Source organism: Brachybacterium sp. p3-SID1565, assembly GCF_025143785.1.
Lineage (GTDB): Bacteria > Actinomycetota > Actinomycetes > Actinomycetales > Dermabacteraceae > Brachybacterium > Brachybacterium epidermidis.
Window position 1 is genome coordinate 36318 of the sequence record NZ_JAMBDS010000015.1, and the last position, 14219, is coordinate 50536.

General features: G+C 71.5%; 10 protein-coding genes. 5 read left to right on the top strand and 5 right to left on the bottom strand.

All coding sequences use genetic code 11. The features are described from left to right. Positions 1–27 precede the first annotated feature (27 nt). On the bottom strand, positions 28–2568 hold the full coding sequence (locus M4D54_RS05565) for an acyltransferase family protein (protein ID WP_259890659.1): 2541 nt from the start codon (positions 2566–2568) through the stop codon (positions 28–30). Between the two features lie 156 nt (positions 2569–2724). Between M4D54_RS05565 and tgt the strand changes: the two genes are divergently transcribed. Both tgt and M4D54_RS05575 read left to right on the top strand, forming a co-directional pair. Then, positions 2725–3981 (top strand): tRNA guanosine(34) transglycosylase Tgt, encoded by a 1257-nt coding sequence (tgt, locus tag M4D54_RS05570; protein WP_396121475.1) that lies wholly within the window; start codon positions 2725–2727, stop codon positions 3979–3981. 7 nt (positions 3982–3988) lie between these two features. Further along, positions 3989–5677, top strand: a complete 1689-nt coding sequence (locus M4D54_RS05575) for a PQQ-like beta-propeller repeat protein (RefSeq protein WP_259890661.1) — start codon at positions 3989–3991, stop codon at positions 5675–5677. A 130-nt stretch (positions 5678–5807) separates the two neighbouring features. Here M4D54_RS05575 and M4D54_RS05580 read toward each other — a convergent pair whose 3' ends face one another. Together M4D54_RS05580 and M4D54_RS05585 are read right to left on the bottom strand one after the other, a co-directional pair. After that, positions 5808–6557: a hypothetical protein gene (locus M4D54_RS05580; protein ID WP_193865248.1), complete on the bottom strand. Its 750-nt coding sequence runs from the start codon at positions 6555–6557 to the stop codon at positions 5808–5810. A gap of 218 nt (positions 6558–6775) precedes the next feature. After that, positions 6776–9796: a glycoside hydrolase family 2 TIM barrel-domain containing protein gene (locus M4D54_RS05585; RefSeq protein WP_193865249.1), complete on the bottom strand. Its 3021-nt coding sequence runs from the start codon at positions 9794–9796 to the stop codon at positions 6776–6778. A gap of 409 nt (positions 9797–10205) precedes the next feature. On the opposite strand from M4D54_RS05585, the gene M4D54_RS05590 reads away from it, so the two are divergent. Continuing rightward, positions 10206–11729, top strand: coding sequence for a DUF3375 domain-containing protein (locus M4D54_RS05590; RefSeq protein ID WP_259890662.1), 1524 nt, complete (start codon positions 10206–10208; stop codon positions 11727–11729). A 9-nt stretch (positions 11730–11738) separates the two neighbouring features. Here the strand turns inward: M4D54_RS05590 and M4D54_RS05595 are convergent, their stop codons facing one another. Both M4D54_RS05595 and M4D54_RS05600 read right to left on the bottom strand, forming a co-directional pair. Beyond that, a complete protein-coding gene (locus M4D54_RS05595) occupies positions 11739–12188 on the bottom strand; it encodes a hypothetical protein (protein ID WP_193865251.1) in 450 nt (149 codons plus the stop codon). 141 nt (positions 12189–12329) lie between these two features. Further along, positions 12330–12701 (bottom strand): MGMT family protein, encoded by a 372-nt coding sequence (locus tag M4D54_RS05600; RefSeq protein ID WP_396121476.1) that lies wholly within the window; start codon positions 12699–12701, stop codon positions 12330–12332. Positions 12702–12808: 107 nt separating this feature from the next. Between M4D54_RS05600 and M4D54_RS05605 the strand changes: the two genes are divergently transcribed. Further along, positions 12809–13879 (top strand): YeeE/YedE family protein, encoded by a 1071-nt coding sequence (locus M4D54_RS05605; RefSeq protein ID WP_193865252.1) that lies wholly within the window; start codon positions 12809–12811, stop codon positions 13877–13879. A 78-nt stretch (positions 13880–13957) separates the two neighbouring features. Next, complete coding sequence (locus M4D54_RS05610) at positions 13958–14188, top strand: sulfurtransferase TusA family protein (RefSeq protein ID WP_193865253.1); 231 nt, start codon at positions 13958–13960, stop codon at positions 14186–14188. The last annotated feature ends 31 nt before the right edge of the window (positions 14189–14219 follow it).

The window sequence follows — 14219 nt, forward strand, 5'->3', positions numbered from 1 at the left end:
CATCCTGTCATGCGGGGCAGGCGGAGCTCACGCGTCGAGAGCACCGGCCAGCACATCAGTGAGCGCCCTCTCGACGAAGAGCCGGCTGAGGTGGTTGTCGTCCATGTACACGTAGGTGTCGCCGAGGATCGGTGAGCAGCGCCCGTTCGGACACACGTGCTCGGTTGCGTCGATCACGGTGACCGACGCGGCATCGTCGGCGGGCGCATCGGAGGGGCCCGCGCCACCGCGCAGCCCGGCCAGTGATGCGGCCGGGTTCTCGGCTGCGAGCTTCTCCTCCACGTCCGCGCCGCACGCGAGATCGGCATCGGCAGGGGTGCCGCCCGCGACGATCTCTTTCTCCGCGCACTCGTACTGATCCTGCGACCAGCGTGGGGTGTCCCGCATGGCGATCACGTCGATGCCGCGGTCCAGCAGCATCTGCACGGCTGTGTCCATGCTGGCGTGCATGGCGTCCTGCGATGAATCGGGCGCGCTGCGCGTGACCGTCGTCAGCACTGTGCTCGGTTCGACCTGGTCGACATACTTCAGCACGTACTCGTCGTATCCGTTGCAGTACTCGCTGCGTTCGGCACCGGCTTGGAACGCACAGCCGTCCATCGCGAGGTTCACGATCTGGACATCGCGCTCCTGGGCCCAGGGGATCAGAGCGGGGATGAACTGGCGAGCGTGCGAGCTTCCCACCACCACGATGGTCTCCTCGGCGGTGGCGTCCCCGGGAAGCAGCTGCTGGCAGGTCACGTTGTGGAACGGCTCTGGGGGCGCCCATGGCCCGGCGCAGGCGTGGGGAAGGTTGGGCCACTGCTCTCCCAGCTGCCAGCCGAAGGGCCGGATCACCGGTGCGGTGTCGGTGACGACCTCGTCGGTCGGCAGCGCGGGGCCGGCCGAGGCCACCGGCTGCTGAGGGGTGCTCATGGTCAGTGTCAGCCACCATCCGCCGGCGGCGCCGAGTACCAGTGCGATGCTGGCAGCCACCGCTGTCAGGGCGCGCCAGGGGCGGGCCTCCAGCCAGGCGGAGCGACGGATGGGGGCGTCGACCAGGCGTGTCAGCAGCCAGGCGAGCACGCCTGAGGCGAACAGGACGACCAGCCCGTCGAGGAGACCGGCACGTTCCTGGCCGCTGCGGTGCAGCCACAGCACCAGCAGCGGCCAGTGCACCAGGTACAGCGCGTAGGAGATGTCGCCGATGAATGCAGCGGGCCGGGTGGACAGCAGCCGGTCCACGCCCCAGCGGGTGCCGGTATGTCCGGCGATGACGACGGCTGCGGCGCCGGTGAGCGGCCAGATCGCGATCCAGCCGGGGAACACCGAGGAGACGTTGAGCAGGATGCCGCAGGCGAGCAGAGCGATGAGACCGGCCCAGCCGAGCATGGCCCGCTGCGTGCCGAAGCGCGGCGCGGTCTCGTCCTCGGGGCGACGGGCGCCGGTGTGATGGTCGATCCACGGCAGAGCGAGGGCGAGCATCGAGCCTGCGGCGAATTCCCAGAGGCGGGCTCCGGTGTCGAAGTAGGCCACGGGCTGGTTGCTCGCGGTCTCGATGATCGACCAGGTCAGCGAGGCCGCGACGATCAGCGCCATCAGGCCCAGCAGTGGGCGGCGCACCGCTTTCCCGCGGCGGGCGAGCGGCACAGCCAGCAGGAACAGCAGCGGCCACAGCAGGAACGCCTGCCCCTGCACGCTCAGCGACCACAAGTGCTGCAGCGGCGAGGAGGCCCCGGCGTCGCGTGCCTGGTAGTCGACCTCCTGGAACACCAGCAGGACGTTCTGCACATAGCCGATGGACGCGGCGGACTGCTGCATGACCGTCGGCCAGATCGAAGGCGGCAGCAGCCACCAGGTGGCCACCAGTGTGGCGAGGATGGTGACCGCGGCTGGGGGCAGCAGGCGCTTGAAGGTGTGCAGCCAGTAGCGCGGCACAGCGAGCGGGCGCCCGGCGTCCAGACGGCGCACGAAGGTGCCGGTGAGGAAGAAGGCCGAGAGGAACAGGAACACGTCCACACCGCCGGAGACCCGGCCGAGCCAGATGTGGTACACCGCCACCAGCATCAGCGCCAGGGCGCGCAGCCCGTGCAGCTCCCGACGGAACACGGGGCGCTCCGGGTGGGTCTTCCGCGCGCCGGTGCCTCCCCGGTGGCCCGCAGGTGCCGCCGACGTCGCCTCGGCCTCCTGCGCGGCACCGTGAGCGAGCGCGGTGCCCAGCGGTGCGGCGGTGCCCTGCTCGATCGTGGCCCCGCGGTGCTGGCGGTCCGGGTGGCCGGTCACGGACTCCGCGGTGGACCAGGCGTCCTCCGCGGACTGCTCCATGTGGTCCTCGAGCGGGCCCTGCAGCCAGTCGTCGAGCGAGGAGGCCGGCACCGGCCCCTGGGTCCAGTCCTCCAGCCGGGAAGGTGCCATCGAGCGTGCGGCGGCCGCACCGGCGGGCGGCGCGGATCGCTCCGGGCTGCTGTCAGTCCCCACGGCGGGCTGGACCCACGGGTCCTCGCCGATGGGCTCGGCGCGGCGGGCGTGCGGGGTCGGCTGATCACCAGGCGAGCTGATCGTGATCTCCTTCCGCTCTCCCGCTCCCATGCTCCGTCACGGCTCTCCGAGGTTCCGGACAGCAGGCGCTGCCGTGCGGCGCGCCGGGCGCACTGCGGAGGATCCTATGCGAGAGCACCCCACCGGTGACCATGGATGGAACCGCGATCACAGGGCACCGCGGGTGGCTCATGGGAGCATGGGAGGGTGAACGAACTGCCTGCCGACGTCGGCTTCGAGGTCACCGCCCGCCATGGCGAGAAGGCCCGCGCCGGCGTGATCTCCACGCCCCACGGTCCGATCGCCACGCCCGCCTTCATCCCGGTGGGCACCAAGGCCACCGTCAAGGCGGTGCTGCCGGAGACCATGGGTGAGCTGGGAGCGCAGGCCCTGCTGGCCAACGCCTACCACCTGTACCTCCAGCCCGGTCACGACCTGGTGGACGAGGCCGGGGGACTGGGCGCCTTCATGAACTGGCCCGGCCCCACCTACACCGACTCCGGCGGCTTCCAGGTGATGAGCCTGGGCGCCGGGTTCAAGAAGGTGCTCTCCAGCGAGTTCGCCGGCGGCTCCAGCGCCCGCACCTCCACCGGGGAGGACGACGCCGTCGCGGAGGGCAAAGAGCGACTGGCCCACGTCGACGACGACGGCGTCACCTTCCGCTCCTTCATCAACGGCGACGTGCACCGCTTCACCCCTGAGATCTCCATGCAGATCCAGCACGGACTGGGGGCCGACATCATGTTCGCCTTCGACGAGCTGACCACGCTGATGAACTCCCGCGGCTACCAGGAGAAAGCGCTGGAGCGCACCCGGCTGTGGGCGATCCGCTGCCTGGCCGAGCACACCCGTCTCACCGCCGAGCGCACCCATCGGCCCTACCAGCAGCTGTGGGGTGTGATCCAGGGTGCCCAGTACGAGGACCTGCGCCGGCAGGCCGCCCGCGACCTGGGCGGCATGGACGTGGACGGCCAGGTGTTCGACGGCTTCGGCATCGGCGGGGCGCTGGAGAAGGAGAACCTGGGCACCATCGTCGGGTGGGTCACCGACGAGCTGCCCGAGGACCGGCCCCGCCACCTGTTGGGCATCAGCGAGGTGGACGACCTGTTCACCGCAGTCGCGGCCGGGGCCGACACCTTCGACTGCGTCTCCCCCTCACGCGTGGCCCGCAACAGCGCCGTGTACACCCGGAAGGGCCGGGTGAACCTCACCGGCGCCCGCTACCGCCGCCAGTTCGCACCCATCGACGAGACCTGCGACTGCTACACCTGCACCCACTACACCGCCGCGTATGTCCACCACCTGTTCCGGGCAAAGGAGATGCTGTCCAGCACCCTGTGCACCATCCACAACGAGCGGTTCGTGGTGCGCCTGGTGGATGAGATCCGCGCCTCCATCGCCGACGGGGACTTCGAGGCCCTGCGCGAGCAGCGCACCGCCGACTACTACGGCTCCCCGCGCTGAGGTCCCCGTGGCCGCCCCCGATGACGAACCCCCGAGGTTCGAGCTGCTGCAGTTCGAGCTGCCCGAGTCGCCGGAGCACGAGGACACGACCGGCGCGGAGCCTCCGCGCGAGGACCCGCCCCTGGATGCCACCACCGCCCTCGGTGCTGCCGTCACGCTGCTGGCGCTGGCAGCCCTGAGCGCCCTGCTGGGGCAGCACTTCCTGTGGGGATGGCTGCGCATCCTGGCCGGGGTGCTGGGTGGTGCGGGGGTCGGTGCGGCCCTGCTGATGGTGCTGCACCGGCGCCGCTGGGTGCTGGCCGGGATCGCAGCGGCCCTGCTGGCACTGGTCCTCACCGTCCCCGCAGTGCTCTCCGCCCGCGCCGCGCCACTGGCCTCCATCGCCCTCGCCTCGATCCCCGCGCTGGCCGACGACGACCGCGTCACCTCTCTCCCGATCCAGGACAGCCCGGTGCTGGTGCAGCGCGCCGACGGCTCAGGGGAACTCCTGCGCGGCAGCCGGGTCGACGAGATCCCCGCGCAGGCGGGGGAGATCCTGGCCCTGAGCGCCGAGGGCACCCGCCTGCTGCGGGTCACCGGCACCACCGGTGAGGCCGAGGGTCCCACCACCACCGTGCTCGACCTGACCCCCGACACGGTCCCTGTGCCTCTGACCGCACTGGACGGGGCACCGATGGCCCTGGCCGGAGACCTGCTGGTGCTGCGGACCTGCACCGAGGGCACCTGCCGCATCAGCGGCCACGACCTGAGCCTCGCGTCGGATGGCAGCACCGCGGTCCCCGCCCTGTGGACGATCTCCGACGGCACCCAGAGCGATCCCGGTGCTGTGCGCGGAGCAGATCCTGCCGGGATCCCCCTGCCGGCCACGGGCGCGCAGCCTGCCGGCCTGCTCGATGCCCTGCGCAGCACCGGGATCCTGCCGGAGATCGCCCTGGTCCACGACCCCGCACAGGGATGGGTGCAGCTGGACCCCGCCACCGGCTTCCCCCAGGGCCAGGTCCTGGCCCGGCCCGAACAGGACTGCCGGATCGCCTCCACCGCCGCGCCCCCTGGGCCGCCGTCGCTGCAGGAACCGGGAGCTGTGGTGCTCACGGTGTGCAGCCAGGACGACGGCGCGATGACCGCCACCGCCCACCGCGACGGATCAGTGCTGTGGACGTCCGAACCGTCCCCGGCCGGCGAGTGGATGGTGACCCTGGACCAGGGCAGGGTCCTCGCCGCCGGCACCGAGCAGGGGAGCGAGGTGAGCGGCGAGATCGTCGCTGGGGAGGCGCAGTCCGCCTGGACCGCTCCCGGCGGCTCCGTGCTCCAGCAGGCCTCGGCCCTCACCTCCCGGATCGGCATCGACGGGGCCCGCATGGTGGTCACCAATGATGCGGGCCAGCTGGTCGCCTACGACACCGCCGACGGGGAGAACACCTGGACCTCGGCCGTCCACGACGAAGCGGCTGCCGCGCAGGGCGTCCCGGGGGTGCGCGGCGTGCTCGGTGCCGGATCCGCGGTGGTGCTCGACCCGGCGGTGCGCACGGCACCGCTGGATGCCCGGGACGCGCGCCGGCTGCGCATCTTCGATGCGGCCACCGGTGAAGTGAGGATCGAGGTCGTGGTGGAGGGGGACCTCGAGCCCGTGGCGGCCGTGGGTGTCGGTGCCGCACTGGTCACCGAGGGCGACCGCACCCTGCTGCTGAGCCGCTGAGCCGCTGAGCCGCTGAGCCGCTGAGCCGCTGAGCTGCTGGGCCGCTGACGCCGGGCGAGGCCGCATGCAGAACCGGCCGCCCCCAGGGGACGGCCGGTTCGGCTGCGAGGTCGACGGGGTCGGGATCCCGTCAGGCGCTCAGCGCGCCTGCGGAGCTCTGCTTGACCCAGCGGCGGGCCATCATCGCGCCCACGATCAGGGCCACCGCGATCAGCAGCCCGCGGCCGATCTCCAGCACCAGGACCACCAGAGCCCACACGCCGACGCTCGTCGGATCGGTGGAGGCGCCCACCGCGATCATGTAGATCACCTGGACGATCCAGTACAGGATCACCGCCAGCACGATCGCGCCGACGACGATGAGCGCACCGATGCGGCCACGACCACGCGCCTGGACGGCGACGATGATCGCGACCACGAGCAGCGCCAGCGACACCACTCCGTTCAGCAGCAGCATGAGCAGTGCGACGATCCCTCCGCCGAGGGCCGTCACCCCCATGGTGTCGCCTCCGCCTGCCGACGAGGCGCCGATGGCGAATCCGGCGACGGCGCCCACGATGTACTGGGCGAGCCGGACCGTCACCACAGCGATCGCGAGGATCAGCAGCCACTTGGTCAGCTTGTCCAGCGTCGAGGGGGCGGTGGCCGGTGCACTGGGAGCTGCTCCCGCGGCGCCGGGGTAGCCCGCCGGAGCCGACGCCGGGGATCCGTACCCGCCCGGGGCCGGCGCAGGGGAGCCGTACGCCGGCGCGGGCGAAGCACCCGGTGCCTGCCCCCACTGCTGCTGGTCAGCCGGGGCCGCGCTGCTGCCACCGGGCTGGCCCCAGCTCTGCTGCTCAGGCTGGTGCCCCCAGCTCTGCTGCTCAGGCTGCTGCCCCACCCCTGCTGCTGGTCCCCCTGGCCGGCGGGCTGCTGGCCGTACGGGTCCATCGGATTGTTCTGCTGTCCGTACCCCTGAGTCATGACTCTCCTCGATCGTGGCGATGGCGCGGTGACGCCCCGCGACAGGCTATCTGTCGCGGGGCGCCAGCGGTCACGCGCCGACCCATCGTGACCGAAGGGTTTCCCCGAGGTCGCCGTCCGGCGGTCCGCTGTGCGTCAGCCGTTCACCGGCCGCAGGCGGAAGGTGAAGGTCTCCTCCCGCGCCGTGAGCACGTACGTGTCCAGCGGGATCGGGCCGCAGGCCGCGGATCCCACGCCGTGCATCGCCGCCGTCAGCGTGACCCAGGTGCGACCGTCCGGCCGCAGCGCGCCGTCGTGCAGGCGCAGGTCCAGCTCCGCCGTGGACCAGGGCCGCACCGCCAGGCCCAGGCCGTCCGGTGCCTGCAGCTCTAGTCCTGCGCCATCACCACTCAGCGCGGCACGCACCACATCGGCGCGATTGCCGTTCTCCTGCGGGAACACATACGGGACCTGGAGATCGGCCAGCGTGGAGCGCCAGGTGCCGAAGGTGGTCCCACCCCCGGTGTCCGGGTAGGACTCGTGGGGGCCGTAGCCCTGGTACTCCACCTCGTCCAGGCCGCCCGGCAGCGACAGGGTCCAGCCGATCCGCGGCAGTGGCAGGTCCGCCGGCCAGAAGTCCACCGGGGTGATGGTCACCTCGGCCTCGACCTCCGTGGCCGTGCCCCGCCAGCGCTCGGTCACCTCGGCCCCGAGCTTGGAGCCGTCCAGCCCCAGGCGCGTGCGCACCACCAGCTGATCGCCCTCGACCGTCACCTCGATCAGGCGGCGACGGGCATGGTCCAGCCCGATGCGCTTCCATCGCGCCTCCAGCGGGTAGCGGGTGCGGGCGCGCTCGTTGTCCACCGGGGCGCGGTACAGGTCCGCGTAGGCGTGCTCGACGTCCATCGAGCCCAGCTCCACCAGGCGGCCCAGGTCGTCGAAGCGGGCCGGGCCCAGTTGCCAGGAGCCGTCCTCACCGTGCTCGGGGGCGACGGCCCCCTCGAAGGCGGGCACCGCGGCGCGGCGGTGCACGGCATCCACGTGGTCGGCAGCGACCACGATGTGATCGGCCGGGACCGGGCCCACCGCCTCGCGGGTCAGCAGGCGCACCGTGGTGACATAGCCCTCGCCGGTGGGGAGGGCGACCTCAGCGCTGTGGCCGGCAGCGAGCTCGGGCAGCTCCAGCTGCTGCCACGTCTCCTGGCCGTCCAGCGAGACCTCTGCGCGCAGACCGCTGAGGTCCGAGAACGCGTAGCGGTTGTGGATGCGCACCGAGCCGCGCGTGACCTCCAGCCCCACCGGGGAGTAGTGGTGCTTGGCGTCCAGCAGGGCAGGGGAGGGGGTGCGGTCCGGCAGCACCAGGCCGTCGGCCACGAAGTTGGCGTCATGCAGGCGCTCCCCGAAGTCACCGCCGTAGCCGTAGATGCGGTTGCCCTCGGCGTCGGTGGTCTCCAGGCCGTGGTCGATCCACTCCCAGATGAACCCGCCGTGCAGCGCCGGGTACCGGTGGGTCAGCTCCATGTACTCCTTGAGGGAGCCGGCCCCGTTGCCCATCGCATGGGCGTACTCGATCCACAGGAACGGCTTGGACAGTGCCGGGGCCGGGTCCTCGGCGGTGCCGAAGCCATCGTCGGGAGCATCCACACCCAGGTGACGCAGCATGCTCACCAGCTTCGCGCGGTACTCCTCGGAGAGCTCGCGCCGACCGATCTGCTCTGTCTCGTCGACCGTGCTGTACATCAGCGAGAACACGTCGGACTGGTCGCAGCGGTAGTCCTGCTCGTAGATCACCGGGTGGGTGGGGTCCACCTCGCGCACCGCCGCGATCATCGCGTCGGTCACCACGCCGGTGGCGGCCTCGTTGCCGATCGACCACATCACGATCGAGGCGTGGTTGCGGTCGCGCAGCACGAAGCGCTCGCTGCGCTCGACCAGCAGCTCCTCGTACATGGTGTTGTCGGCCGGGCGCTCCGCGGCGCCGGTGGGGTCCTCGCCCCAGGTGGAGTCGGCGTGGAAGCCGTGGGTCTCGAAGTCGCCCTCGCAGATCACGTACAGGCCGGCCTCGTCGCACACCTCCAGGAAGCGCTGGTGGGGCGGGTAGTGGGAGGTGCGCACGGCATTGAGGTTGTGCTGCTTCATCAGCGCCACGTCCAGGTCCTGGTTCCCCAGGTGCTGGGTGCGGCCCACGACCGGATCGGTCTCGTGGCGGTTCACCCCGCGGAACACGATGCGCTCGCCGTTGACCCGGAAGATCTCGCCGTCCACCTCGATGCGGCGGAAGCCCAACCGCAGCGTGACCGTCTCGGCACCGGTGGAGACCGTCGCCTCGTACAGGTGCGGATCCTCCGCGGACCACGGCCGCACCTGCCCGGCGTCGATCTCGGTGCCGGAGGAGGTGGACAGGCCCAGACCGGGCACCTCCACGGCGGCGTCGATCTCGGAGCCGTCCGCGTCGTAGGCGGTCACGCGCAGGGTGCCCGCGCCCGTGGCGGGATCGAAGTCGGCCACGGTGGCGAGGTCGTGGATGCCGCCAGCCGGTCGCAGCAGCAGGTCCACACTGCGGAAGATCCCGGAGGCCCACCACATGTCCTGGTCCTCGACGTAGGTGTTCACGGACCACTGCACCACGCGCACGTCCAGCTGGTGCTCGCCCGGGCCGGAGAGGGCCTCGGTGACGTCGAACTCCTGGGTGAGCCTCGAGCCGGTGGTCACACCGATCTCCTGGCCATCGATCCACACCATTGCCGCGGAGTCCACGCCCTGGAAGCGCAGCAGGACGCGCGCACCCTCCTCGAGGGCCGAGGACCAGTCGGCGGGCACGGCGACGGAACGGGTGTAGTGCCCGGTGGGGTTCTCGTCGGGCACGTAGGGGTGGTCGCGGGGGATGGGGTAGATGACGTTGGTGTACTGGGGTGCGCCGTAGCCCTGCAGCTGCCACAGGCCGGGCACCTCGATGGGGGCGCGCTCGCCCAGGTCCGAGCCGTCGGCCCGGGTTCCGTAGCGGAAGTCCCAGGTGCCGTCGAGGCTCAACTCGGGGGCGTCGCTGTGCAGGTGGGCGCGCCCGCGCAGACGGTTCCTCCCGGCGGGCAGCTCCTCCCACCAGTGATCGGTCAGGGCGGTGGCGGGGATGGTGATGCCGGTACCGGTGGCGGCGGCGGACGGTGACGGGGTGGTCATCGATGCTCTTCCTCGAGTGGTCCTGGACTGTGGGATCAGGGACTCCCGGCCCGGCGACGTCGCGGTGGATCGACCGTCGTGGACGGCCCGGACCGGTGCAGCCGAACAGGGTTCGTGAACGTTCCCGAAACAGGCTACCGCCCCACGTCCGGCCGCGCACCCCCGGATGTCCCGAGGCCCCCGCGCCACGTGCCCGATCCGGGTGCATCCGCGGCAGACGCCCCTTCTCGCACCCGCCCCACACGGTTACGGGTGAGTACCTTCCACGATCTGGAAGCCAGGCGCCCGGTGCTGGAGCCGTCGCGCGGCGAGGGAGGCCGGCACCCGGTCCGGGGCCTGGCCCCGGTGCGGGAACTGCCGCCCGGTGCACGGAGCCCGGTTCAGGGCCGCACCGGTAGACTCGCCCCTCGTGACCACGCCTGAGCCGAACCGGTGGACCTCGCACCGCGCCGACGCGGTGGTGGCCCGCAAGGAGAACTACGAGCAGCTGCGGCGCCTGAGCACCTGGCGCCTGCTGGCCGCCACCAAGGCGCCCGCTGTCCTGGCCATCCTGCAGTCCGTGTTCCCCGCCGGTGACCGTCGACTGCCGCGCAGCGAGCTGGTGGCCCGCGTGGGCACCCACCTCGCGCTGCTGCACGACGACGAGCCGGAGCCCAGCACCGGCCGCACCGGCCGCACCGGCCGCACCGCGCCGGAGTACGTCGACGGCTGGGTGCGCGAGGGCTACCTGACCCGCCGCGACGATCCCGCGCAGACCGAGACCACCTTCGAGCCCTCCCCGGCCACGATCGACGCGATCCAGTTCATCGCCTCGCTCGAGGAGCACCGGCCCACCACCACCCAGTCCCGCCTGCAGCTGGTGGTCCAGCAGTTCGACCGCCTCGCGCAGGAGACCGAGACTGACCGGGACGTGCGCCTGGCCGATCTGCAGCGTCGGCGCGAGCGCATCGAGCAGGAGATCCGCGACCTCGCCGAGGGCGAGCTGATGCTGCCGAGCGCCGAGGCCTCCCTGGACCGCCTGCGCGATGTGCTGCAGATCGCCGCCGACCTCTCCGGCGATTTCCTGCAGTACCGAGAGGACCTGCGGGCCGTGGACCTGCACCTGCGCGAGCAGATCCTCTCCCCGGAGGGATCACGCGGCGAGGTGCTCGAACAGCTGCTGGCCGGTGACGACCTGCTGGGGCAGTCCAGCGTGGGCCGCACCTTCACCGCGTTCTTCCGGATGCTCAACGACCCCGTCCAGACCCGCACCGCCCAGGAGCTGGTGGACCGCCTGCTCTCGCGAGACTTCGCCCGGGCCCTCAGCCGCGAGGAGCGCGAGCGCCTGGCCAACGTGTTCTCGGATCTCTACGAGCCGGCCCAGGAGGTGCTGGACGTCAAGACCGAGCTGTACCGCTCGCTGGCCCGATTCGTGCGCTCCCAGGACTTCCGCCAGCACCGGGTGCTGCTGGAGGCGCTGCAGGAGGCGCAGGGCGTGGCCCTCGCACAGAAGGACGAGGTCTCCACCCGCACCCCGTTCCCGCTGGAGCTGGACCTGTCGCGGGTACAGATGTCCTCTGTGGCGCAGCACCGGCTGAAGGACCCCACCGATCCCGGGGCGCCCGCCGAGGCCGAGGTGCACGACGTCACCGCGCTGAGCGTGGAGGTGCTCGAGGACCTGGTGCGGGTCAACGACATCGACATCGTGGGCCTGACCGGGCGGGTGAACGACGTGCGCGGCTCGGCCGGGCAGGCATCGATCGGGGACGTGCTGCGCTCCCATCCGGCAGACCAGGGCCTGGCCAGCATCATTGGCCTGATGTTCCTGGCCACGCAGTACGCGCAGGAGCGCGAGGGTTCGACCGAGCTGGTGGGCTGGCGGGAGCTCGACGGTCGCGACTACGCCGCGAAGGTCCCCGCCTACTACTTCCTGGACGACGTCCCGGCGCAGTGACCGGGGTGGTCATCGACCCCTGAGGGCTCTGCGCAGCTGCTCCTGGGCCTCCGGCTGCAGATCCTCGCTGGGCTCCGGCCATCCGGGGATCTGCTGCAGGTGCGAGTTGCGCTCGGGTGAGAGCCTTCCCGGCGGCAGGGCCTGGGCGAGGATCGCGTCGGCCGGTGCCGCCCCGGCGTCCTGCATGGCCGTGGCGATGCTGCGGATCAGGCGTTCGGCACCGCCGGTCACACTCATGATCTCCGTGGTCCCGCCGAGGTGCCGGGTCATCTGGTTCTCGCTGAGCTGACCCCCGCTCAGGTCACCGGCGCGACGAGCGCGGAAGGTGATGCCGTGCCGGGAGCCCCGGTTGACCCGGCCAGCGGTCATCAGTGCTGGGATGCGGGCCGAGCGCAGGAAGGCGCTCAGGTTGCTCCATGCTCGGATCGTGCTGATGTCGATGTCCTGGAACAGGTACACGCTCCGGGTGAATCCTGGCAGGAACGACCCAGTGACGATCGCCCGGTCGGTCACATGGATGCGGAACGAGGCGAGAACCCACAGCAGCGGCAGCGTGGCGAACCGGGCTCACCCGAGAGCCGGCCCGGCGGCAGCGCCCACTCATGTGGTCGCTCCTTCCTCCCCCAGCTCCGCCAGATGGGGCTCGGCCCGCTCGCGCAGCACCTCCACATCGACCCCGTACTCCTTCATCCGACAGCCCAAGCCGTTGGGCTTGACCTCGATGCCCTCCTGCTGCCAGTGGGGCAGGGCCCGTCCCAGCAGGGGGTGGTCCCCCGAGGCGCTGGTGACCCGCCACCACGGCACCCCGGATCCCCACTCGCGCATGATGCGACCCACCAGGCGCGGCCCCACCCCGGCGATCGCTCCGACCTCCCCGTAGGCGACCACTCTGCCGGGCGGCACCTGCTCCACCACCCGCAGCACGCGCTCCACGGTGATCTCGTCCATCCGGGCTCGCGGTGCGGCAGGCATGCCCGAAGTCTGGCACGAGCGTCACCGGATCCGGCAGGGGCTTCAGCTCGTCATACTCCGACATCATGGGTTCTGCTTATGGCAGTCATAAGTTAGCGTCGGGCCCCATGATCATCACCGGACTTCTCCTCGGCGCCGCGCTGGGCTACGTGCTCCAGCGCTCACGCTTCTGCGTCACCGGCGCCTTCCGTGACCTCTACCTGGCTCGATCCACCCGCTACTTCACGCCGTTCCTGCTGGCCATCGCCATCCAGGCGGTCGGTGTCGCAGCGCTCACCGGCATCGGCGTGATCGCTCCGGAGCCCGCCTCCTTCGCCCCCCTGGCCGTGATCGGAGGCGGCCTGCTGTTCGGCGTGGGCATCGTCCTGGCGGGCGGCTGCGCCACGGGCACCTACTACCGAGCGGCAGAGGGCCTGGTGGGCTCGTGGATCGCCCTGATCTTCTACGCCCTGTTCGCCGCGGTCATGAAGTACGGGCCGCTGGGCGGCTTCACCGAGGCCGCTCGCTCGCGCACGGTGGGCGATGCGACCGTGCACGAGACCCTGGGAGTGAGCGTGTGGGTGCCCACCGTCGTGTTCGCCGGGATCGTGGGTGCGCTCGTCGTGCGCGAACTGCGCCGCAGCAGCGGCAGGAAGGTCGCTGCCCTGCCGCCGCGCCGCACGGGCCTGGGCCACTACCTCGCCGACATCCCGTGGAGCCCGTGGGTGGGCGGCGTGCTGCTGGGCCTGATCGCCATCGCCGCCTGGGTGCTGTCCACGGCCGCCGGCCGCAACGGCGGCCTGGGGATCACCACCCCGTCGGCCAAGGCGGTCACCTTCCTCACCACCGGGGATGCGACGCTCGTTGACTGGTCGGTGATGCTGGTGCTGGGAATCCTGGTGGGCTCCTTCGCCGCCGCCAAGCTCTCCGGCGAGTTCCGCTGGCGCACCCCGGACTCGGCCACCATCCTGCGCAGCGCCGGAGGCGGCGTGGTGATGGGCATCGGAGCCGCGCTCGCCGGCGGCTGCACCATCGGCAACTCCCTGGTGGAGACCAGCCTGTTCAGCTACCAGGGCTGGGTGTCACTGGTGGCGATCATGGCCGGCACCTGGGCAGCGGCCTGGTTCCTGCTGGTACGGCCCCAGCGCGCAGCCCGCGGCACCGCTCGACCCGCCCCTGTTCTCAGCCCGGTCGCCTGAGCCGCTCTGCAGCTCTGGATCCGACCGGTGGCATCTCAAGGACCGCTGGATCGAACCCCACCCCTGAAAGGACACCCCATGGCCACCTACACCCTCGAGACCAACGGGGCCGTGTGCCCCTTCCCCCTCATCGATGCCAAGCAGGCCATCGCGCAGCTCGATGCCGGTGACGACCTCGTGATCGGCTTCGACTGCACCCAGGCCACCGAATCCATCCCGCAGTGGGCTGCCGACGCCGGCCACGACGTGGTCGCCTTCGACCGCACCGGCGATGCCGGCTGGACCATCACCGTGCGCAAGGGCAGCTGAGAGCGGGCGCCCTGCACGGCACCTGATTGCA

Coding starts and splice junctions, on each gene's coding strand:
- M4D54_RS05565 (WP_259890659.1), bottom strand. CDS start 2,568: ATGGGAGCGGGAGAGCGGAAGGAGATCACGATCAGCTCGCCTGGTGAT.
- M4D54_RS05585 (WP_193865249.1), bottom strand. CDS start 9,796: ATGACCACCCCGTCACCGTCCGCCGCCGCCACCGGTACCGGCATCACC.
- M4D54_RS05600 (WP_396121476.1), bottom strand. CDS start 12,701: ATGCCTGCCGCACCGCGAGCCCGGATGGACGAGATCACCGTGGAGCGC.
- M4D54_RS05605 (WP_193865252.1), top strand. CDS start 12,809: ATGATCATCACCGGACTTCTCCTCGGCGCCGCGCTGGGCTACGTGCTC.
- M4D54_RS05610 (WP_193865253.1), top strand. CDS start 13,958: ATGGCCACCTACACCCTCGAGACCAACGGGGCCGTGTGCCCCTTCCCC.